Source organism: Variovorax sp. Root318D1 (assembly GCF_001424835.1).
Taxonomy (GTDB): Bacteria; Pseudomonadota; Gammaproteobacteria; order Burkholderiales; family Burkholderiaceae_C; genus Variovorax.
The window spans coordinates 735,025-754,632 of the sequence record NZ_LMCQ01000012.1; the positions used below are offsets into that span (position 1 = coordinate 735,025).

The 19,608-nt window shown below is 65.8% G+C and carries 15 protein-coding genes; 10 read left to right on the forward strand and 5 right to left on the reverse strand.

What is annotated here, in order from left to right; genetic code table 11:
• Positions 1 to 144 precede the first annotated feature (144 nt).
• The 10 genes from ASC78_RS13555 to ASC78_RS13600 all read left to right on the forward strand — a co-directional run bounded on the left by ASC78_RS13555 (position 145) and on the right by ASC78_RS13600 (position 13,042).
• Positions 145 to 1,596, forward strand: a complete 1,452-nt coding sequence (locus ASC78_RS13555; RefSeq protein ID WP_055801938.1) for an aldehyde dehydrogenase family protein — start codon at positions 145 to 147, stop codon at positions 1,594 to 1,596.
• A gap of 54 nt (positions 1,597 to 1,650) precedes the next feature.
• Entirely contained in the window at positions 1,651 to 2,616 is a 966-nt protein-coding gene (locus ASC78_RS13560; RefSeq protein ID WP_055801941.1) for an ABC transporter substrate-binding protein, read from the forward strand.
• A 25-nt stretch (positions 2,617 to 2,641) separates the two neighbouring features.
• The gene (gene chvE, locus ASC78_RS13565; RefSeq protein ID WP_055801944.1) at positions 2,642 to 3,712 is read left to right on the forward strand and encodes a multiple monosaccharide ABC transporter substrate-binding protein; all 1,071 of its coding nucleotides are present in this window, start codon (positions 2,642 to 2,644) and stop codon (positions 3,710 to 3,712) included.
• A 2-nt stretch (positions 3,713 to 3,714) separates the two neighbouring features.
• Entirely contained in the window at positions 3,715 to 5,277 is a 1,563-nt protein-coding gene (gene mmsA, locus ASC78_RS13570) for a multiple monosaccharide ABC transporter ATP-binding protein (protein ID WP_055801947.1), read from the forward strand.
• Complete coding sequence (mmsB, locus tag ASC78_RS13575) at positions 5,264 to 6,481, forward strand: multiple monosaccharide ABC transporter permease (protein ID WP_055801951.1); 1,218 nt, start codon at positions 5,264 to 5,266, stop codon at positions 6,479 to 6,481. Before mmsA ends, mmsB begins: the two co-directional genes overlap by 14 nt.
• A gap of 4 nt (positions 6,482 to 6,485) precedes the next feature.
• The gene (locus ASC78_RS13580) at positions 6,486 to 8,006 is read left to right on the forward strand and encodes a sugar ABC transporter ATP-binding protein (RefSeq protein ID WP_055801954.1); all 1,521 of its coding nucleotides are present in this window, start codon (positions 6,486 to 6,488) and stop codon (positions 8,004 to 8,006) included.
• A gap of 181 nt (positions 8,007 to 8,187) precedes the next feature.
• Positions 8,188 to 9,234, forward strand: a complete 1,047-nt coding sequence (locus tag ASC78_RS13585) for an ABC transporter permease (protein ID WP_055801958.1) — start codon at positions 8,188 to 8,190, stop codon at positions 9,232 to 9,234.
• A 61-nt stretch (positions 9,235 to 9,295) separates the two neighbouring features.
• Positions 9,296 to 10,324, forward strand: coding sequence for a galactofuranose ABC transporter, permease protein YjfF (gene yjfF / locus ASC78_RS13590; RefSeq protein ID WP_055801961.1), 1,029 nt, complete (start codon positions 9,296 to 9,298; stop codon positions 10,322 to 10,324).
• Between the two features lie 42 nt (positions 10,325 to 10,366).
• Positions 10,367 to 12,118, forward strand: a complete 1,752-nt coding sequence (locus ASC78_RS13595; RefSeq protein WP_055801964.1) for an IlvD/Edd family dehydratase — start codon at positions 10,367 to 10,369, stop codon at positions 12,116 to 12,118.
• Between the two features lie 6 nt (positions 12,119 to 12,124).
• Positions 12,125 to 13,042: a dihydrodipicolinate synthase family protein gene (locus tag ASC78_RS13600; RefSeq protein WP_055801966.1), complete on the forward strand. Its 918-nt coding sequence runs from the start codon at positions 12,125 to 12,127 to the stop codon at positions 13,040 to 13,042.
• A 28-nt stretch (positions 13,043 to 13,070) separates the two neighbouring features.
• On the opposite strand, the gene ASC78_RS13605 is transcribed toward ASC78_RS13600, so the two are convergent.
• The 5 genes from ASC78_RS13605 to ASC78_RS13625 all read right to left on the reverse strand — a co-directional run bounded on the left by ASC78_RS13605 (position 13,071) and on the right by ASC78_RS13625 (position 19,515).
• Positions 13,071 to 13,325, reverse strand: a complete 255-nt coding sequence (locus ASC78_RS13605) for a hypothetical protein (protein ID WP_055801970.1) — start codon at positions 13,323 to 13,325, stop codon at positions 13,071 to 13,073.
• Positions 13,326 to 13,493: 168 nt separating this feature from the next.
• A complete protein-coding gene (locus tag ASC78_RS13610; RefSeq protein ID WP_055801973.1) occupies positions 13,494 to 14,015 on the reverse strand; it encodes a hypothetical protein in 522 nt (173 codons plus the stop codon).
• Between the two features lie 82 nt (positions 14,016 to 14,097).
• On the reverse strand, positions 14,098 to 14,520 hold the full coding sequence (locus ASC78_RS13615) for a hypothetical protein (protein ID WP_055801976.1): 423 nt from the start codon (positions 14,518 to 14,520) through the stop codon (positions 14,098 to 14,100).
• A 170-nt stretch (positions 14,521 to 14,690) separates the two neighbouring features.
• Positions 14,691 to 17,258: a cyanophycin synthetase gene (gene cphA / locus ASC78_RS13620; protein ID WP_055801979.1), complete on the reverse strand. Its 2,568-nt coding sequence runs from the start codon at positions 17,256 to 17,258 to the stop codon at positions 14,691 to 14,693.
• A gap of 13 nt (positions 17,259 to 17,271) precedes the next feature.
• Positions 17,272 to 19,515 (reverse strand): cyanophycin synthetase, encoded by a 2,244-nt coding sequence (locus ASC78_RS13625; protein WP_235505083.1) that lies wholly within the window; start codon positions 19,513 to 19,515, stop codon positions 17,272 to 17,274.
• Between the last annotated feature and the right edge of the window lie 93 nt (positions 19,516 to 19,608).

A 19,608-nucleotide genomic window follows, 5' to 3' on the forward strand; every position in this document is an offset into this window, starting at 1 on the left:
ATTTGTTAGAGCTTTGGGCTCAGAGGGTTTTCCAGAATCCGGCGATTGATATGCATTTTGTCGAAAAAATGATTGGATCGATATCAATTCTGTTCCTAGACTCGCCGCACTTCCGAAAAACCAGAGACAAAGGTCGGCGCAGCGGTGATTCACGGCGAGATCCATCAGAACGTGCGGCAATACATCAACGGCCGCTGGGAAACCAGCGCGACCACTGGTGTGAGCGCCAATCCTTCGGACACCAGCGAAGTGGTGGCCGAATACGCACGTGCCGATCGACGCCAGGTCGAATCCGCGATCCGCGCGGCGGCCGACGCCTTTCCGCACTGGAGCCACAGCACGCCGCAGCGCCGGGCCGACGTGCTCGACCGCATCGGCACCGAGCTTTTGGCACGCAAGGACGAGCTGGGCCTGCTGCTGGCGCGTGAAGTCGGCAAGACGCTGCCCGAGGCTGTGGCCGAGGCCACGCGCGCCGGGCAAACATTCAAGTTCTTTGCGGGCGAGGCCATGCGCGGCGGCGGCGAGAACATGGCGTCGCTCCGTGCTGGCGTGCAGGTCGACGTCACGCGCGAGCCGGTCGGCGTGGCTGGACTCATCACGCCGTGGAACTCCCCGCTGGCCGTGCCGGCGACCAAGATTGCACCCGCTCTGGCTCATGGCAACAGCGTGGTGTTCAAGCCCGCCGAACTGGTGCCGGCCTGCGGCTGGACGCTGGCCGAAATCATCAGCCGCGCCGCGCTGCCTGCGGGCGTGTTCAACCTCGTGATGGGCAGCGGCCGCGAGGCCGGCCAGGCGCTGGTCGACAGCCCACTGGTCGATGCGGTGAGCTTCACCGGATCGGCCCGCAACGGCGAACGCATTCTCCAGACAGCCGCCGCGCGCCGCGCCAAGGTGCAGCTCGAGATGGGCGGCAAGAACGCGCTGGTGGTGCTGGCCGATGCCGACATCGACCACGCGGTCGACTGCGCGGTGCAAGGTGCCTACTTTTCCAACGGCCAGCGCTGCACGGCGTCGAGCCGGCTCATCGTCGAGGCCGCCGTGCACGATGTGTTCGTGTCGCGGCTTCGCGACCGGCTCAAGGCGTTGAAGATCGGCCACGCGCTCGAACGCGGAATCGACATCGGGCCACTGGTCGACGAAGACCGGCTGGCGCGCAGCCTGGCCTGGGTTGGCATTGCGCGCGAAGAAGGCGCCGAGCATGTGTGGGGCGGCGAGCCGCTCAAGCGTGCCACGGCCGGCCACTACATGAGCCCGGCACTCTTCCTGGCCCAGCCCGGGCACCGCATCGCGCGCGAGGAAATCTTCGGCCCGCTGGCCTGCGTGCTGCGCGCCGCCGACTACGACGAGGCGCTGGCGCTGTGCAACGACACGCCCTCGGGCCTGTGCGCGGGCATCTGCACCAACTCGCTCAAGCATGCGATGCATTTCAGGAGGCATGCCGAGGTCGGCATGACGATGGTCAATCTGCCGACCGCGGGCGTGGACTTCCACGTGCCCTTTGGCGGCCGCAAGGGGTCGGGCTACGGGCCGCGCGAACAAGGGCGCCACGCCGCGGAGTTCTACACGACGGTCAAGACCGGCTACATGCTGGCCTGACCACCACGGACGGTTTTCATCAGCAAGCAAACAGAGAAAGAAGGAGACATTCCCATGAAACTCAATCGCCGCACCCTCAACATCGCACTCGCCGCTGCCTCGCTGGGCAGTCTCTTGCCGGCCACCGCGCTGGCGCAGAAGAAGATCGTGCTGGGCTTCAGCCAGGTCGGGGCCGAGAGCGAATGGCGCACCGCCAACACCGAGTCGATCAAGTCTTCCGCCAAGGAGGCGGGCATCGAGCTCAAGTTCTCCGATGCGCAGCAGAAACAAGAGAACCAGATCAAGGCGATCCGCTCGTTCATTGCGCAGAAGGTCGACGTGATTGCCTTCTCGCCGGTGGTCGAATCGGGCTGGGAAACGGTGCTGCGCGAAGCCAAGGCCGCGAAGATCCCGGTGGTGCTGACCGACCGTTCCGTCAACACCAAGGACGATTCGCTCTACGTGACCTTCATGGGCTCCGACTTTGTCGAGGAGGGCCGCAAGGCGGGCCGCTGGCTGGTCGAAAAGATGAAGGACCAGAAGGCGGACGTGAACATCGTTGAGCTGCAGGGCACCGTGGGCTCGGCACCGGCCATCGACCGCAAGAAGGGCTTCGAGGAAATCATCAAGGCCGATCCCAAGTTCAAGATCGTTCGCTCGCAGACCGGCGACTTCACGCGCGCCAAGGGCAAGGAAGTCATGGAAGCCTTCCTGAAGGCCGAAGGCAAGAAGATCAACGTGCTGTACGCGCACAACGACGACATGGCCATCGGCGCCATCCAGGCCATCGAGGAAGCAGGCTTGAAGCCAGCCAAGGACATCACGATCATCTCGATCGACGCCGTGAAGGGCGCCTTCGAAGCCATGATCGCCGGCAAGCTCAACGTGTCGGTGGAATGCAGCCCGCTGCTCGGGCCCCAGCTGATGAGCGCCGTGAAAGACATCAAGGCCGGCAAGGCGCTGCCCAAGCGCATCGTGACCGAAGAGACGATCTTCCCGATGGAAGTCGCCGCCAAGGAATTCCCGAATCGAAAGTATTGAGCTCTCTCCAACAACGGATCGCACCATGAAACGCAACTTCCTCAAGGCCTCTCTCGCAGGCATCGCACTGGCCATCGTCGGCATCGCGCCGCTCGCGCACGCGCAGGACAAGGGTCCGATCGCCATCTCGATGCCCACCAAGTCGTCGGCGCGCTGGATCGCCGACGGCGCCAACATGGTCAAGTACTTCAAGGAAAAGGGCTACAAGACCGACCTGCAGTACGCCGACGACGACATTCCGAACCAGCTCGCGCAGATCGAGAACATGGTCACCAAGGGTTCGAAGGTGCTGGTCATCGCGGCCATCGACGGCACCACACTGTCCGACGTGCTGCAGAAGGCGGCCGACAAGGGCGTGAAGGTCATCGCGTACGACCGGCTCATCAAGGGCTCGAAGAATGTCGACTACTACGCCACCTTCGACAACTTCCAGGTCGGCGTGCTGCAGGCGCAGTCGATCGAGGCGGCGCTTGGGCTGAAGAATGGCAAGGGTCCGTTCAACATCGAGCTGTTCGGCGGCTCGCCCGACGACAACAACGCCTTCTTCTTCTACAACGGCGCCATGTCGGTGCTGGACCCGTACATCAAGAGTGGCAAGCTGGTGGTGCGCAGCAAGCAGATGGGCATGGACAAGGTCGGCACGCTGCGCTGGGACGGCGCGGTGGCGCAAGCCCGCATGGACAACCTGCTGTCGGCCTATTACTCCAAGGACCGCGTCGATGCCGTGCTGTCGCCGTACGACGGACTGTCGATCGGCATCCTGTCGTCGCTCAAGGGCGTGGGCTACGGCTCGGCTTCGCAGCCGATGCCGGTGGTGTCGGGCCAGGATGCGGAGATTCCTTCGGTCAAGTCGATCCTGCGCAAGGAACAGGCCTCGACCGTGTTCAAGGACACGCGTGAGCTGGCCAAGGTCACGGTGGCCATGGTGGACGCCATGCTGTCGGGCAAGACGCCCGAGGTGAACGACACCAAGACGTACAACAACGGCGTCAAGGTGGTGCCCTCGTACCTGCTCAAGCCCGTGAGCGTGGACGGCGGCAACTGGAAGCAGGTGCTGGTCGACAGCGGCTACTACAAGGAAAGCCAGGTCAAGTGAGCATGGCAATGGCGGCAGCGGATTTACGCATCCTGGAGATGCGCGGCATCACCAAGACGTTTCCCGGCGTGAAGGCGCTGAGTGACGTCAACCTGGCGGTGCGCGCGGGCGAGATCCACGCGGTGGTCGGCGAGAACGGCGCGGGCAAGTCGACGCTCATGAAGGTTCTGAGCGGCGTCTATCCGTGCGATTCGTACACCGGCGAGATCCACTTCGAGGGCGAGCTGCGCCGCTTCAGGAGCATTGCCGACAGCGAGAAGCTCGGCATCATCATCATCCACCAGGAGCTGGCGCTGGTGCCGCTGCTGTCCATTGCCGAGAACATCTTTCTCGGCAACGAGATTGCACGTGGCGGCGTGATCGACTGGTTTGCCGCCTATGCGAAGACCCGCGACCTGCTGGCCAAGGTGGGCCTCAAGGAGCCCCCCACCACGCTCGTGACCGACCTGGGCGTGGGCAAGCAGCAGCTGGTGGAGATTGCCAAGGCGCTGGCAAAGGAAGTCAAGCTGCTGATCCTGGACGAGCCCACCGCCAGCCTCAACGAGAACGACAGCGACGCCTTGCTGATGCTGCTGCTCGAGCTGAAGCGGCAGGGCATCGCGTCGATCCTGATCTCGCACAAGCTCAACGAGATTGCCAAGGTGGCCGATTCGATCACCGTGCTGCGCGACGGCGCGACGGTGGAGACGATGGACTGCCGCAACCAGCCGATCAGTGAGGACCGCATCATCCGCGGCATGGTCGGCCGCGACATGGCGCACCGCTATCCGCAGCGCCATCCGAAGATCGGCGAGACTGTGTTCGAAGTGCGCGACTGGCGCGTGCACCACGCGCTGCATGCCGATCGCGAGCAGATCAAGGGCGTGAACCTGCATGTACGCCAAGGCGAAATCGTCGGCATCGCGGGCCTCATGGGCGCGGGGCGCACCGAGCTCGCAATGAGCGTGTTCGGAAAGTCCTACGGCCAGCGCATCAGCGGCACGGTGCTGATGCATGGCCAGCCGGTGGACGTAGGCACGGTGCGCAAGGCCATCGACCATGGCATTGCCTACGTCACCGAAGACCGCAAGGGTCTCGGGCTCGTGCTCGAGGAAGACATTCGCAAGAACGTGAGCCTGGCCAACCTGGAGGCGGTTTCCAAAGCCATGGTGATCGACGACGCGCGCGAATTCAAGGTGGCAGTCGATTACCGCAAGGCACTCAACATCCGCTCTTCGGGCGTGGAACAGCTGGTGGTCAACCTGTCGGGCGGCAACCAGCAGAAGGTGGTGCTCAGCAAATGGCTCTTCACCAAGCCCGAACTATTGATTCTTGACGAACCCACGCGCGGCATCGACGTGGGCGCCAAGTACGAGATCTACACCATCATCGACCAGCTCGCGAGCGAGGGCAAAGGCATTCTCATGATTTCTTCCGAACTGCCGGAACTGCTCGGCATGTGCGACCGCATCTATGTGATGAACGAGGGCCGCTTCGTGGCCGAATTTACGGCAGCGGAGGCTTCGCAGGAACGCATCATGCACGCCATTGTGAGCGCGGGGAGTTCCGTTCATGTCGCAGCCTGAAGTCAACGCGGCAGTGAACGCCGCCGTCCCCATCTCGGAGGCTGGCCCCAAGCTGCACGCCGGCTTCCTGAAGAACAACCTGCGCGAATACGGCATGCTGATCTCGCTGGTCGCGATCATGGTGCTGTTCCAGGTGCTGACCGACGGTACGCTGCTGCGGCCGCTGAACCTCACCAACCTGCTGCTGCAGAACAGCTACGTCGTCATCATGGCGCTCGGCATGCTGCTGGTGATCGTGGCGGGGCACATCGATTTGTCGGTGGGTTCGGTCTGCGGCTTCATCGGCGCACTGGCGGCGGTCCTGATGGTCGAGTACGAATGGCATTTCGTGCCCACGGCCATCATCAGCATTGCCGCCGGCGCGGTCATCGGCGCGGCGCAGGGCTGGTTTGTCGCATTCCGCAAGATCCCATCGTTCATCGTCACGCTCGCGGGCATGCTGGTGTTCAAGGGGCTCACGCTGGCGCTGCTGGCGGGGCAGTCGGTGGGGCCGTTCCCGGTCGAGTTCCAGCGGCTGAGCTCGGGCTTCATTCCCGATCCATTGGGCGGCGACACCTTGCGCACGACCTCGCTGGTGGTCGGCGCATTGGCCGCGGCGGCGCTGGTGTTCTTCAAGCTGCGCGGCCGGGCCAAGCTCGCGGCGCACGGCATGGAAACCGAGCCCTATGCGTTCTTCCTGGTGAAGAACCTGTTCTTCGCGGCCATCATCCTTTTCTTCAGCTACCTGCTCTCGACCTACAAGGGCCTGCCGAACGTGTTGATCGTGATGGCGGTGTTGATCGTGGTGTACGACTTCGTCACCAACCGCACCACCATCGGCCGGCGCATCTATGCGCTGGGCGGCAACGAGAAGGCAGCGCGGCTGTCGGGCGTGAAGACGCAGCGGCTCGCCTTCCTGACCTTCGTGAACATGGGCGCCCTGGCCGCGCTCGCGGGGCTGGTGTTCGCAGCGCGGCTCAACACCGCCACGCCCAAGGCGGGCCTCGGCTTCGAGCTCGATGTGATCGCGGCCTGCTTTATCGGCGGCGCGTCGGCTTCAGGCGGCGTGGGCCGCGTGATGGGCGCGGTGATCGGCGCCTTCATCATGGGCGTGATGAACAACGGCATGTCGATCCTGGGCATCGGCATCGACTACCAGCAGGTCATCAAGGGCCTGGTGCTGCTGGCCGCTGTGTTCATCGACGTGTACAACAAGAACAAGTAAGCGCATGACGGGCGGCAGCATTTCACCCGTGCTCGAACTGCGGGGCATCCACAAGCAGTTTGGCGACATCCAGGTCCTGCGCGACGTGCAGCTGCGGCTCTACCCCGGCGAGATCCATGCGCTCATGGGGCAGAACGGCGCGGGCAAGTCCACGCTGATCAAGGTGCTGACGGGCGTGCTGCCGTCGAGCGGCGGAGAGACATGGCTGGACGGAAAAACCATTCATCCGGCCTCGCCGCTCGAAGCGCAGAAGCTCGGCATCAGCACGGTCTACCAGGAGGTCAACCTGTGCCCGAACCTCTCGGTGGCCGAGAACGTGTTTGCGGGCCGCTATCCGCGCTGCGGCGCGGCGCAGGGTTTTCGCATCGACTGGGCGGCCGTCAACCGCCGCGCCGAGGAATTGCTGGCGCGCATCGGGCTCGACATCGACGTGACCCGGCTGCTGTCGAGCTATTCGGTGGCAGTGCAGCAGATGGTGGCGATTGCGCGTGCGCTCGGCGTGTCGTCGAAGGTGCTGATCCTCGACGAGCCGACCTCGAGCCTTGACGACGACGAGGTGGAGAAGCTGTTCGAGGTGCTGCGGCGTCTGCGCGGCGAAGGGCTCGCCATTGTCTTCGTCACGCACTTTCTCAATCAGATGTATGCGGTGTCGGATCGCATCACGGTGCTGCGCAACGGCAACTGGGTGGGCGAGTGGCGTGCCGCCGATCTTGGACCGCAGGCGCTGATCGCGGCAATGCTGGGGCGGGAGCTCGCGGCTCAGTCAGCGCGGCCTGCTGCGCTCCCTCAGCTCGACGAAACGGCGCAGGCGTTGCTGCAGGCAGAGGGCTTGGGGCAGGCCGGGCAGCTGCAGGCAACCGACTTGCGTGTGCGCGCCGGCGAGGTCGTCGGCATTGCGGGCCTGCTCGGCGCGGGGCGTACCGAACTTGCACGTCTGCTGTTCGGCCTGGAAACGCCCGACCGCGGTGTGCTGAAGATCGACGGCCGGACGGTCAGCTTTTCGAACCCCGCAGACGCAGTCCGCGAAGGGCTTGCCCTGTGCCCCGAAGAACGCAAGACCGACGGCATCGTGGCCGAGCTGTCCGTGCGCGAAAACATCGCGCTCGCACTGCAGGCGCGTCTCGGCACGCGGCGCTTCCTTTCGCATGCAGAGCAGACCGCGATGGCGGAACGCTTCGTCAAGTCGCTGGGCATCAAGACCGCGAGTGTGGAAACACCCATCGGCCTGCTCTCGGGCGGCAACCAGCAGAAGGCCATGATCGCGCGCTGGCTCGCGACCGAACCGCGCCTGTTGATCCTCGACGAGCCGACGCGCGGCATCGACGTGGCGGCCAAGCAGGAAATCATGGAAGAGATATTGCGGCTCGCACGCGCGGGCATGGCGGTGGTCTTCATTTCTTCTGAAATCAGCGAGGTGGTGCGCGTGGCGCACCGCATCGTGGTGTTGCGCGATCGCAAGAAGGTGGGCGAGCTGCCGGGCGGTTCGACCGAAGACGAGGTGTACGAAATGATTGCAGCAGCATGATGATGCACGCGCTGTCTCCGTGTTGTCCCCTCTCCCGCTTGCGGGAGAGGGCTAGGGTGAGGGGAGAGGCCTTCGACAAGCCACAGGCTTTTGCGTGGGCCGCACCCTCACCCCAACCCTCTCCCGCAAGCGGGAGAGGGAGCAAGACCGATGCGTTGCGCTGTGTTCGATGGAGCCTGACATGACCAATGCCAGAAATCTCTTGGCCCGTGCGCTCAGCCATCGCCTCGCCTGGCCCATCGTCACATTGCTACTGCTACTCGCAGTCAATACCGCATTCAACGCCAGCTTCCTGCACCTCGAATGGCGCGACGGCCACCTCTACGGCAGCTTGATCGACATCGTGAATCGCGCGGCGCCGCTGGTGCTGGTGTCGCTGGGCATGACGCTTGTCATTGCCACGCGCGGCATCGACATTTCGGTGGGTGCGGTGGTCGCCATCGCGGCGGCACTGGCTGCCTGGATGATCGGCGGCTCCGTGGCGAGCGACGTCAGTCGCTTTCCGATGTGGCTGGCCATCGTGGCCGCCCTTGGCATCGCGCTGCTGTGCGGCCTGTGGAACGGACTGCTGGTTGCCAAGGTCGGCATGCAGCCGATCATCGCAACGCTGATTCTCATGGTGGCGGGGCGAGGCATTGCGCAGCTCATCGCTGACGGGCAGATCATCACGATCTACTACAAGCCGTTCTTTTTCCTGGGCAGCGGCTATCTGCTGGGCCTACCGTTCTCGCTGTTCATCGTGGCGGCGGTGTTCGTGCTGCTGTACCTGGCCATCACCCGCACGGCGCTCGGCCTGTTCATCCAGGCCGTGGGCATCAACCCGACGGCCGCGCGCGTGGCGGGCGTGCAGGCCCGCCGGCTCGTCGTCGGTGCCTATGCGTTCTGCGGCGTGTGCGCGGGCATTGCGGGCCTTCTGATCAGCTCCAACGTCAAGAGCGCGGACGGCAACAACGCAGGCCAGCTGCTCGAACTCGATGCGATCCTGGCGGTGACGCTGGGCGGTACGGCGCTCACGGGTGGTCGCTTCAGCCTCATGGGCAGCGTGATCGGCGCGCTGATCATCCAGACGCTGACCTATGCCATCTACTCGCTGGGGGTGCCGCCGGAGATCAATCTGGTCGTCAAGGCCGTGGTGGTGTTTGCGGTGATGCTGCTGCAGTCGCCGGAGTTCAGGGCGGAAGTAAGAACGCTGGTGCAGCGGCCGGTGCATGAGGGAGCAAGTTCATGAGCCCCCGCCCGGCCGTTCCGAAGGGGGCTCGCACCGCAGTGCGCAGCACGGAGGTTATCCAATGAGCGCGGTGATCGAGACTGCACCCTCACCCCAACCCTCTCCCGCGCGCGGGAGAGGGGGCAAGGCGGGGCTTAATCCCAAGTACTTGCCGTTGACGGCGACCATCTCGCTGTTCATGCTGATGGCGACGCTGGGCTCGGTGTTCTACGACGGCTTCTTTTCGGCGCAGGTATTTCTCAACCTGCTGATCGACAACGCCTTCCTGATCGTCGTGGCCGTGGGCATGACCTTCGTGATTCTTTCGGGCGGCATCGATCTCTCGGTGGGCTCGGTGATTGCGCTCACCACGATGGTCTCGGCCTCGCTGGTCGAGAAGCATGGCTGGAGTCCCGCCGTGGTCATTCCGCTGGTGCTGGCCATGGGCACGGCTTTCGGCGCCTTCATGGGACTGCTCATCGAACGGTTCAGGCTGCAACCCTTCATCGTCACGCTGGCGGGCATGTTTCTGGCACGCGGCCTTTGCTACCTGATCAGCATCGATTCGATCAGCATCACCAACGCGTTCTATTCCGAGGTCTCGCAGATCCGCATTCCGATCTGGGGTGAGGCTTCGCTGTCGATCAGCGCGGTGATCGCCATCGTGGTGTTGCTGGCGGCGGTGTTCATTGCGCATTGCACGCCGTTCGGGCGCACGGTGTACGCCATTGGCGGCAGCGAGCATTCGGCCATGCTGATGGGCCTGCCGGTGCGCTCCACGCTCGTCGGCGTCTACACGCTGTCCGGCTTCTGCTCGGCGCTGGCGGGCGTGATCTTCACTTTCTACATGCTGTCGGGCTACGGACTGCATGCGCTCGGGTTGGAGCTCGATGCCATTGCGGCAGTCGTGATCGGCGGCACGCTGCTCACGGGCGGCGTCGGCTATGTGGCCGGCACGCTCTTCGGCGTGCTGATGCTCGGGATCATCCAGACGCTGATTTCCTTCGACGGCACGCTCAGCTCGTGGTGGACCCGCATCGTGGTGGGTGCACTGCTCTTCGTGTTCTGCCTGCTGCAGCGCTTCTTTACTTCGCGTGCGCCCCGGCGCTGACGCTTTTTCTTTTTATCTCTCTCGCCTTCAGGAAACTTCCGCATGCCGGACCAAAACCCCAAGAAGAAGCTTCGCTCGACCGAATGGTTCGGTTCGGCCGACAAGAACGGCTTCATGTACCGCAGCTGGATGAAGAACCAGGGCATACCGGACCACGAGTTCGATGGCCGGCCGATCATCGGCATCTGCAACACCTGGTCGGAGCTCACGCCCTGCAATGCGCACTTCCGCAAGATTGCCGAGCATGTGAAGCGCGGCATTTCGGAAGCGGGCGGCTTTCCGGTCGAGTTTCCGGTGTTCTCCAACGGCGAATCCAACCTGCGGCCCACGGCCATGCTCACGCGCAATCTCGCGAGCATGGACGTGGAAGAAGCCATCCGCGGCAACCCGGTCGATGCGGTGGTGCTGCTCACGGGCTGCGACAAGACCACGCCCGCACTGCTGATGGGCGCGGCAAGCTGCGACATACCGGCCATCGTGGTCACGGGCGGGCCGATGCTCAATGGCAAGCTCGACGGCAAGGACATCGGCTCAGGCACGGCCGTGTGGCAGCTGCACGAGTCGCTGAAGGCCGGCGAGATCAACCTGCACCAGTTCCTTTCGGCCGAAGGCGGCATGTCGCGCTCTGCGGGCACCTGCAACACCATGGGCACGGCCTCGACCATGGCCTGCATGGCCGAGGCGCTGGGCACTTCGCTGCCGCACAACGCCGCGATTCCGGCAGTCGATGCGCGGCGCTATGTGCTCGCCCAGATGTCGGGCATGCGCGCGGTCGAAATGGCGAAGGAGGGGCTCACGCTGTCGAAGATCCTCACGCGCGAGGCCTTCGAGAACGCCATTCGTGTCAACGCGGCCATCGGCGGATCGACCAATGCGGTGATCCACCTGAAGGCGATTGCGGGGCGCATTGGTGTCGAGCTGGAACTGGAAGACTGGACCCGCATCGGCAGCAACACGCCGACCATCGTCGACCTGCTGCCCTCGGGCCGTTTCCTGATGGAAGAGTTCTACTACGCGGGTGGCCTGCCGGCCGTGCTGCGGCGCCTCGGCGAGAACGGCCTCTTGCCGCACCCGGGCGCGCTCACCGTCAACGGGCAATCGATCTGGGACAACGTGCGCGAGGCGCCGAGCCTCAACGACGAGGTGATCCGCCCGCTCGACAAGCCGCTGATCGCCGACGGCGGCATTCGCATCCTGCGCGGCAATCTTTCACCGCGCGGTGCCGTGCTCAAGCCCTCCGCCGCCTCGCCCGAACTGCTGAAGCACCGCGGCCGTGCGGTGGTGTTCGAGAACCTCGAGCACTACAAGGCACGCATCGTCGATGAAAGCCTCGAGATCGACGCCAGCTCGGTGATGGTGATGAAGAACTGCGGCCCCAAGGGCTACCCCGGCATGGCCGAAGTCGGCAACATGGGCCTGCCGCCCAAGCTGCTGCGCCAGGGCGTGAAGGACATGGTGCGCATCTCGGACGCGCGGATGAGCGGCACGGCTTACGGCACGGTGGTGCTGCACGTGGCGCCCGAAGCGGCCGACGGCGGACCGCTGGCGGCGGTGCGCGACGGCGACTGGATCGAGCTCGACTGCGATGCGGGCCGGCTGCACCTGGACATCAGCGACGAAGAACTGGCGGCGCGCCTGGCTGCGCTCACCAGCACCGACGCGCAGCCGATGAGCACGCGCGGCGGCGGCTATCAGAAGCTCTACGTCAACCACGTGCTGCAGGCCGACGAAGGCTGCGACTTCGACTTTCTGGTGGGGTGCAGAGGCTCCGCCGTTCCCCGTCATTCACACTGATTCAACATGACTCCCAGATACCGCGGCATCTTTCCGGTGGTGCCCACCACCTTCACCGAACAGGGCGCGCTCGACCTCGAGAGTCAGAAGCGCTGTCTCGATTTCATGATCGATGCGGGCTCTGACGGGCTGTGCATTCTTGCCAACTTCTCCGAGCAGTTCGTGCTCTCCGATGAAGAGCGCGAGGTGCTCACGCGCACGGCGCTCGAGCATGTGGCGGGCCGCGTGCCGGTGATCGTCACCACCACCCACTACAGCACCCGGATCTGCGCCGAGCGCAGCCGGCGCGCGCAAGACATGGGTGCCGCCATGCTGATGGTGATGCCGCCCTATCACGGCGCAACGTTCCGTGTGCCCGAGCCGCAGATCTTCGAGTTCTATGCCGGCCTTTCGGATGCGGTGGACATTCCGATCATGATCCAGGACGCACCGGCGAGCGGCACGGTGCTGTCGGCGCCGTTCCTCGCGCGCATGGCCAAGGAGATCGAGCACGTCGCGTACTTCAAGATCGAGACCGCCGGTGCGGCGTCCAAGCTGCGCGAGCTGATCCGCCTCGGCGGCGATGCCATCGAAGGTCCGTGGGACGGTGAGGAAGCGATCACGCTGATGCCCGACCTGGATGCGGGCGCCACCGGCTCGATGACGGGCGGCGGCTTTCCCGATGGCATCCGTCCCATCATCGAGGCGCACCGTGCAGGCGATCGCGACAAGGCTTTCGCGCTTTACCAGCAGTGGCTGCCGCTCATCAACTACGAGAACCGCCAAGCCGGCCTATTGGCCTGCAAGTCGCTCATGAAGGAAGGCGGCGTGATTGCCTGCGAGGCACCGCGGCACCCATTGCCGGCGATGCACCCGGACACGCGCGCAGGGCTGATCGAAACCGCGAAACGGCTCGACCCGCTGGTGCTGCGCTGGGCGCGTTGAAGGAAAAAGAAATGGAAGAGAAGAGCGCTCAGCTCTTCTCGAGTTCGCTGACCTGCAGCGACAGATCGAACAGCTTCGACTTGCTCGCGTAATAGCGATCGAGCCGCCATTCCTTCAGGATGTCCATGGCCAGTTCGAAGCTCTTGTAGTCGAGGTTGTAGAGCGTGACCAGCTCGAAGCTGCGTTCGGATTCGAGCGCCAACACGAGCTGCGCCAGGATCTTGGCCGATTCGTTGGCCGGGTCCGTTTCAATGAATCGGCGAGCGACCTTGATGGCATTCATGAAAAAGAGTTCCTCGGTAGGCAGAGACCGGGAACTATAGCTAGCATGCGGCCGTGCTTTATGACAGTTCCGTGACAAGCAGGGTCATCGCGGAACGCAGCGCGTGGGACGCACGCCGCCGTCCTCACCAGGGGACGGCGGTGCTGATTGAACAGGCAGCCCTGTGCATCAGCGAACAGGCGTCATCGGCGCCGGCATCGGCGCGGGAGCCATTGGCTGCATCGGTGCCATAGGTGTCATCGGCGCCATGGCCGGTGGCGGCACCCTTGAAGGCGCCGGTTCCGGTGCCGGCATCACGGCGGGTGCGGGCATGACCACGGTGGTGACGGACTCGCGAATCACGCCGCCGCCCATCACGCTGCCATCGACATTGCCGGTGGTGTTGCCGCTGCCGCCGAGCACGCGGGCTTCGCAGTCGGCGCGGTCAGCAGGAGGTTGCAAACTGCAGCGCGCAAGGGCATTGCGACGGTAGTCGGGCGCGCTGGTCAACCCGCCGCGCGCAGCCTCATGGCGTGCGGCGCCGGCCTCGCGAATGCAGGCAGCGCGGTCTTGCTGGTTGCGGCCGCAGACCGAGAGTTCCTGCTGGTAGGTGGAATCACCGCGGCGCGGCTGGGCCGAGGCCGTCGTGGCTGCGGCAATACCGCCCACGGCAATCAGGGCGGCAATGATCGAACGGGTGGTGTTGTTCATGGTGTGCTCCTTGGAGTGACCTGAAACCAAGACAAATTTGTTGGACCGGGCAGGCCGCGCCAAAATTCCGCGCGGCCGATGTTCAACGCGTGGGTGTCACGGGTTGCGGCGGCAGCGGGGTCACGGTTTCGCGGATGATGCCGCCACCCATCACGCTGCCTTCGGTACTGGTGCGGGCGCCGCCCTGCAGGCGGGCTTCGCAATCGGCGCGGTCGGCCGCTGGCTGTTCGCGGCAACGCGCCATGGCATTGGCATCGGCGCGGCCGGGGCCGACGCTGGTGAGGCCATTGCGGGCGGCCTCCTGCCGCGCGGCGCCGGCTTCGCGCAGGCATGCGGCGCGGTCCTGCTGCACGCCGTCGCAGGTGGCGCGCTCCTGCTGCGCACGCGCGGCGGAACCTGGCTCGGGTGCCTGTGCCTGCGCAAACGATGCGCCGGGCAAGAGAAGAAAACTGCTTGCTGCAAAAAGCGCGGCAGCAAAAAGGCTGGAACGAACTGTTGTTGTCATCGGGTGCTCCTGATTGAGGCGCGCCCTCCGAAAGCGCGACCGGACCCGCAGTGTGGTCCGGTGCACCCCCTGCGGGGTGTGGGACTGCACAGACAGCAGACCCGGCCAGACTCGCCCATGTGTGTGGGACGTGTCCGGCATGGGGCCGGCGGTGGCCGGCCCGTGGCGGGTCAGCCCGCCGCGATGCGCTGCGCGAGGTGCGCCAGCGCTTCTTCGACCTGGTCGACCAGGATCAGCGACAGGTCGCCAGGCTGCAGCCGGGCGAGCGCGGTGTCGATGGCAACGAACTCGCCGCGGATCTCGTCGATCTGGCGCGTGCGCGCCGCGCCCTGCAGGCCCTGGCGCAGCAGTGCCATCACCTCGCCGTCGGCGCGGCCGCGCTGGGCCGCGTCCTGGTACAGGATGACGTCGTCGAAGGCCTGGCCCAGGATGGCGGTCTGGTCGCGGATGTCGGAATCGCGCCGGTCGCCTGCGCCGCTGATCACCACCGAGCGCTTGTTGGCCGGCATGGTGTCCACGGCCGACACCAGCGCGCGCATGGCGTCGGTGTTGTGGCCGTAATCGGCAATCACGGTGGCGCCGCGGTAGTCCATCACGTTGAAGCGTCCCGGCACGCCGGCCGCGTCATTCATGAAGCTCGCAAGTCCGCTGCGGATAGTGTCCCAGTCGAGGCCCACGGCCCACGCGGCAGCTACCGAGGCCATCACGTTGTCGACCTGGAAGCCGATGGTTCCGTTGCGCGTAATGGGCACGTCGCGCAGCGCAATGCGCTCGCGCCACGAGCCTTCGGCCGCCACCAGCGTGTCCTGGTCGACATAGACCGTGCGCTTGCCTTGCGCGCGGTGCGTGGCCATCACCGGATGCTGCCGGTCGGCGGCGAAGAAAATCACGTGGCCGGGGCAGCCCGCGGCCATGGCGGCGACGTTGGCGTCGGCGGCGTTGAGCACCGCATAGCCATCGGGCGCGACGTTGCGGACCACCACGCGCTTGAGCACCGCGAGGTCTTCGACGGTGGTGATGTAGTTCAGGCCCAGGTGGTCGCCGCTGCCGATGTTGGTGACCACGGCCACCTCGCAGCGGTCGAAGCCGAGGCCTTCGCGCAGCACGCCGCCGCGCGCCACTTCGAACACGGCCGCATCCACGTCGGGGTGCATGAGCACGTTGCGCGCGCTCTTGGGGCCGCTGCAGTCGCCGCTGTCTGTCTGGCGGCCGTCGACGTACACGCCGTCGGTGTTGGTCATGCCGGTGCGCAGGCCGCTCGATGCTAGCAGGTGGTTGATGAGGCGCGCCGTGGTGGTCTTGCCGTTGGTGCCGGTGACGGCCACCACCGGAATGCGGCCGTCGTCGCCGGGTGCGAAGAGCGTGTCCATGACCGCCTCGCCGACCGCGCGGCCGCGGCCGAACGAAGGCGAGATGTGCATGCGCAGGCCTGGCGCGGCATTCACCTCGACCACCCCGCCATGTTGCTCTTCGAGTGGACGCAGCACGTTCTCGCACACCATGTCGACGCCGCAGATGTGCAGCCCGACCATCTGCGCCGCATCGACCGCACGCGCGGCGACTTCGGGGTGCACGGTGTCGGTCACGTCGGTGGCGGTGCCGCCGGTGGACAGGTTGGCGTTGTTGCGCAGCACCACGCGCTGGCCGCGCTCGGGCACGCTGTCGGGCGTGAGGCCCTGGGCTTCGAGACGGCCGACGGCGATGTCGTCGAGCCGGATCTTGGTGAGCGACGTGGCATGCCCTTCGCCGCGGCGCGGGTCGAGGTTGACGGCGTCCACCAGCTGGCGCACGGTGGAGCTGCCGTCGCCAATCACGTTCGGCGGGTCGCGCCGCGCGGCGGCCACGAGCCGGTCACCCACCACCAGCAGGCGAAAGTCGAAGCCCGGCAGGAATTTCTCGACCATCACTTCGCCGTATGCCGCGGCGGAGTCGTAGGCGGCCGTGAGCTGTTCGCGCGTCGTGATGTTGACCGTGACGCCCTTGCCCTGGTTGCCGTCCTGCGGCTTCACGACCACGGGCAGGCCGATTTCCATGGCGGCGGCCCAGCCATCTTCGGCATCGGAGACGGGGCGGCCCAGCGGCACGGGCACACCCGCGGCATTGAGCAACTGCTTGGTGAGTTCCTTGTCCTGCGCGATCGATTCGGCCACGCCGCTGGTGCTGTCGATTTCAGCTGCCTGGATGCGGCGCTGCTTGGAACCCCAGCCGAACTGCACCAAGCTGCCGCTGGTGAGGCGGCGGTACGGAATGCCGCGCACCACGGCAGCATCGACGATGGAGCCGGTGCTCGGGCCGAGGCGCTCGGATTCGTCGAGGTCGCGCAGCTCGGTAATGGCGGCGGTGGCGTCGAAGACGGTGTCGGCCAGCGCGGCTGCGATCAGCTCTTCGGCCAATTCGAGCGCGCGGCGCCCGACAGCTTCTTCACTGTATTGGAAGGCGACCTGGTAGACGCCTTCTTCGACGGTGGGCGCGGTGTGGCCGAAGTTGACGGCGCAGCCGGCCTGCGCCTGCAGCGCCACGGCCGAATTTTCAAGCACGTGAGCCAATGCCAGCGGTTGGCCGAGCACCATCGGATGCAATTCGCCGATGGTGGGAAACCGCGCGCGCAGGCGGGCTTCGAAGCCCGGCAGCCGGCCGATGGCGTTCTCGTTGCCTTCGCAGGCAACCACGGCCTCGATCGCGGTGTGGCGGCTCCAGAGATTGGGACCGCGCAGGGCTCGGGTACGGGTGACTTTCATGGGGCGGCGCGCATCAGGCAAATTGTGGTTGGGACGAAAGCGGCTGCGTCTGCGAGAGCTGCAGCGAAGCCAGCGCCGCCTGCAGGTCGGCTTCGAAAGCCTCGACACCCGCACCGATGAGGTTCAGCGGAATGCCGAGCGCCCAGGCCGCGGCCACGGCGGCCAGCAGGCTCTCGAGGCTGACGCCCGCGTGGGTGGCGCGCCAAATGGTCAGGCGGCCGAGACCCGGCAAAAAGGATTCGCTGCTGCCGTTGGCCAGCACCACGCGGTCTTGCCGCACCAGCACGGCCTTGCCGCCGGCGGCCTGGTGCGCGGTGAGCGCGGCGGCTTGCGGATCGGCGGCGTAAAGAATGACGGCGCCGTCGCACAGCGGCGCCAGGCCGGCCACGCGCGGATCGCCCGCATTCAGCACGGCCGTGCCTTCGCCGAGCACCACGTCGACCTGAGTGCGCAGCACCTTCACCAACTGGTCGCTCTCGGTGATGTCGTAGTCGGCCAGCGCTTCTGCGCCTTCGAGGTCGGTCACGATGCCGACTTCGCAGCGGTCGTAGGCGAGGCCGTCGCGCAGGATGGTCTCGGCGCCGTTCTCGATCACCACAGCCTGCACGGCACGGTTCACGAGCAGGCGGTGGCCGGCGTCCCAGTTGGCGCTGTTGCGCGCATCGACGCGGCGGCGCTCCAGGAACAGGCCGTCGCGGCAGGCCAGGCCCGTGTGGCGCCCGCCCAGGTTGATGAGCCAGGCGACCAGGCGCGCGAGCACGGCGGTATCTTGCGATCCGGCCACGCCGACCACCGGAATGCGGCCCGGCGCGTCATTGGGAAACAGGTGGTCGCAGATCGCGCGGCCCACCGGGCGCGGCGAGCCGACGGCCGGCTTCAGGTGCATCAGGAGACCAGGGCCTGCGTTCACTTCGACGATGGCGCCGCGCTGCGGACCGAGCGGCTTGCTGATGTCCTGCGCCACGAGGTCGATGCCTGCGATGTCGAGGCCCACCACGCGCGCGGCCAGCACGGCGGCATGCGCGACTTCGGGGTGGACCAGGTCGGTGCAGTCGTTGGCCATGTTGCCGTTGCGCTGGATCGTGACCACGCGGCCGGCGGCCGGCACGGAAGCGCCGTCGAGTTCCTGGCGCTTGAGTTCGAGCTGCAGCTTGGCGTCGGTGTCCAGCACGATCAGGTCGAGCGGGTACTCCTCTTCGGCGCCGCGGCGCGGATCGCTGTTCAGCTGCTTTTCGATCAGCCCGGCGACGGTGCTCTTGCCATCGCCCGTGACGGTGATGATCTCGCCGCGCGCAGCGGCCACCACCTCGCCGCCCACCACCAGCAGGCGGTGTTCGTGGCCGCGAATGAAGCGTTCGACCATCACGTCGCTGCCTTCGGGCTCGGCGACCGCAAAAGCGGCCATGACTTCTTCGCGCGTGGTGAGCTCGAGCGACACGCCGCGGCCATGGTTGGCGTCCGACGGCTTCACGGCCACCGGCAGGCCGATGTCTTCGGCGGCTTCCCAGGCTTCTTCGGCGTTGGCCACCACCTGGCCCTCGGGCACCGGCACGCCGCAGCTCGCGAGCAGCGACTTGGTCAGTTCCTTGTCGCTGGCAATCGATTCGCCGATGGCGCTGGTGTAGTCGGTCTCGGCGGTCCAGATGCGCTGCTGGTTGGCGCCATAGCCCAGCTGCACCAGGTTGCCTTGGTTGAGCCGCATGTGCGGAATGCCGCGGTCGGTGGCGGCGGCCACAATGGCCGCGGTGCTCGGGCCGAGGTAGCAGTCTTCGACCTTGGCCTTGACCGAATCGACGGCTTTTTGCACGTCATTGGCGCTGAAGGGGTCGTTGTTGATGGCGGCCATCAGCAGGCGGTGGCCTTCGGCCAGCGCCACCCGGGCCACCTGCTCGTCGCGCGCCCGGAACACCATGCGGTAGACGCCGTGCTCCGACGTGCTGCGGGTCTGGCCGAAGCCGGTCGGCATGCCGGCAAGGTTCAACAGTTCGATCACCACGTGCTCGAGCACGTGGCCCGACCAGGTGCCTTCGGTCAGCCGCTCGATGAAGCCGCCGCGCTCGCCCACGCCGCAGTGGTGCTCGATCAGCGCCGGCAACAAGGCCGTGAGGCGGTCCGTGAAGCCGTCGATCTTGTTGGACGGGTAGTCCTCCAGCTGGCCCAGGTCGAGCCAGACTTCCAGCACGGGCCGGTAGGTCCAGAGGTTGGGACCGCGCAAATAATTGATGCGCAGCAGGCGAATGTCGTCGAAACGGGTCATGCAAACGTTCGATGTGCTTTGGCCGAGCACCACGGCGCCTTCAAGCGCGCCCATGATGATCAGTCAGAATCGGCGCCCGACTAAGGACACCAT